This is a genomic window from Limibacillus sp., assembly GCA_037379885.1.
In the GTDB taxonomy this organism is placed as follows: Bacteria; Pseudomonadota; Alphaproteobacteria; order Kiloniellales; family CECT-8803; genus JARRJC01.
The window spans coordinates 1-2,293 of record JARRJC010000120.1 but is presented as its reverse complement, the minus strand read 5'-3'; the positions used below and the strand labels follow the sequence as shown (position 1 = coordinate 2,293).

The 2,293-nt window shown below is 67.0% G+C and carries 3 protein-coding genes; all 3 read right to left on the bottom strand.

Annotated features, from left to right (window positions below; translation table 11 throughout):
* Positions 1-271: saccharopine dehydrogenase NADP-binding domain-containing protein (locus P8X75_15190; protein MEJ1996526.1), on the bottom strand; the 271-nt coding region annotated here is incomplete at its 3' end.
* A 33-nt stretch (positions 272-304) separates the two neighbouring features.
* The gene (locus P8X75_15185; protein ID MEJ1996525.1) at positions 305-1,297 is read right to left on the bottom strand and encodes an oxidoreductase; all 993 of its coding nucleotides are present in this window, start codon (positions 1,295-1,297) and stop codon (positions 305-307) included.
* 87 nt (positions 1,298-1,384) lie between these two features.
* Positions 1,385-2,293, bottom strand: a 909-nt coding sequence (locus tag P8X75_15180) for a dimethylsulfoniopropionate demethylase (GenBank protein MEJ1996524.1), incomplete at its 5' end; no start/stop codon positions are given.

Here is a 2,293-nt window from a genome sequence, read left to right as displayed (position 1 = left end):
TGAGCAGCAAGTCGCCGGGTTGGAGCGCCTCGCCCAGCACGTCGCCCAGATTGTCGGGCGTCACCCGTCTGCGCAGATAGGTGAGGCCTCGACCGGCCAAGTCGGAGAGGCGGTCGGGCAGCTCTTTCTGATCAATCACGGTGAGCGCCGGGGCCTCAACCTCCAGCGTTTCAAGCAGCATCGGCAGCGCCGCCTCGGCGATGGTGCCATAGCCCAGAACAACGATGCGCCGTGAGCCGAGGCTTGCGCGCCTCTTACTGTTCCCCATCATGGGGCTTTAAAAACCCGAACCGGACCGGTCCGGTCAAGCCTTCACGTCCACCACGACGCGCCCCTGCACCTGCCCCTTCAGGATCGCAGCGCCCAGCTCTGGAAGATCGGCAAGCCCGGCGGGCCGGATCATGGCGTGAAGCTTGTCCATGGGCAGGTCCTTGGCGAGACGGTCCCAGGCCTGCTTGCGCGGCTCGAAGGGCTTCATCACGGAATCGATGCCCAGCAGGTTCACCCCGCGCAGCAGGAAGGGAATAACAGTGGCGGGGAGTTGGGCGCCGCCGGCCAGACCGACCGCGGCGACAGAGCCGCCGTACTTGATCTGGCCCAGGACACGCGCCAGCATCGGCCCGCCCACGGCATCCACGCATCCGGCCCAGGTCTCGGTCTCGAGGGGCCGCTTGACCGTCTCGTTGATCTCCTCGCGCGGCACGATGGTCGTGGCGCCCAGGTCGCGCAGATAGCCCTCGGTCTCCGGCCGTCCTGTAACGGCAGCCACCTCATGGCCCAGCTTGGCCAGGATCGCCGTCGCCACCGAGCCGACGCCGCCCGCCGCCCCGGTGACCAGTACCGGACCATTGCCCGGCTTCAGGCCGTGTTCCTCCAGGGCGATGACCGCCAGCATGGCGGTGAAGCCCGCCGTCCCGATCGCCATGGCGTCGCGGGTCGAGATCGCTTCGGGCAGCGGAACCAGCCAGTCGGCCTTGACCCGCGCCTTCTCCGCATAGCCGCCCCAGCGCACCTCACCAACGCGCCAACCGGTCAGGACCACGCGGTCGCCGGGCTTGTAGCGGTCGTCCTCGGAGCTTTCCACGACACCGGCGAAGTCGACGCCAGGCACGTGGGGGTAGGTCTTGACCAGGCCGCCGCCGGGGCCGATGCACAGGCCGTCCTTGTAGTTGAGGGTGGAGTATTCGACCGCGACCGTGACGTCGCCTTCGGGAAGCTGCGAGTCCTCCAGTTCCTGAACGGAGGCCTTGGTCTTGTCCTCCTGGTCCTTCTCGACCACCAGTGCTCTGAAGCTCATCGCGTATCTCCCTTGTCTATCGATTTGTCGTTGTGCCGATTACGTCCTTTTGCCGGGTTCCCTCGCCGTTGGAGAACCACGACCCGGTCAGGTGATGGGCAGTTCGCAGACCCGCGCGAACTTGAAGCCGTCCGGGGTTTCGACCTCGACCGCCGTGCCGGGCTCCCAGTGGGTCATGCGGATCATCGCGATCGCCACGGTGGTCTTGAAGTCCGGCGACCAGGCCGCCGAGGTCACCTGCCCAACGCGCCGCCCGCCAGACAGCACGGGCCAGGGTTCGATGCAAGGCGGCAAGCCTTCGGCTTCGATCCTCAGACCCCTGATCTGGCGCGTCGGTCCGTCCCTTGCAACCCGCAAGAGCGCGTCGCGGCCGACGCAGCCGATCGCCTTTTCGGTGTCGCAGAAGCGGCCGAGCCCGCACTCGTGCGGGGTGTTCTCCCGCGTCATGTCGTTGCCGTAAGACAGCAGGCCGCCCTCAATGCGCTCGATCAGGTTCGGCCCGCCCGCGCGCACTTCCAAATCCTCGCCCGCGGCGAAGAGTGCATCCCAGAGCGGCTCTCCCAGAGCGCTGTCGGTCACGTAGATCTCGAAGCCGCCCTGCTTGGAATAGCCGGAACGCGCGACCGGCAGCGAGCGTCCGTCGAACTCCAGATGGCGGAAGCGGAAGAAGCGGATGTCCTTCACCTGCGGGCCGAACACCCGCGACATGAGCTCGTCCGCCTTGGGCCCCTGCACGGCGAGCGGCGAGACGTCAGGTTCCTCGGCGGAGACTTCCAGGTGCAGGGCGTAGGCCAGTCCCTTGATCCAGAACAGCAGATCCGAATCCGCGATCGACACCCAGAAACGGTCGTCGGCGAGCTTCAGGGTCACGGGGTCGTTCAGCATGCCCCCGGTCTCGTCCACCATGGGCGTGTAGTAGCACTGTCCGGGCATCATCCGTGAGAGGTCGCGCGGCGTCAGCATCTGTATGAGGCGGGCCGCATCAGGGCCGCGCAC

Coding starts and splice junctions, on each gene's coding strand:
- P8X75_15185 (MEJ1996525.1), bottom strand. CDS start 1,297: ATGAGCTTCAGAGCACTGGTGGTCGAGAAGGACCAGGAGGACAAGACC.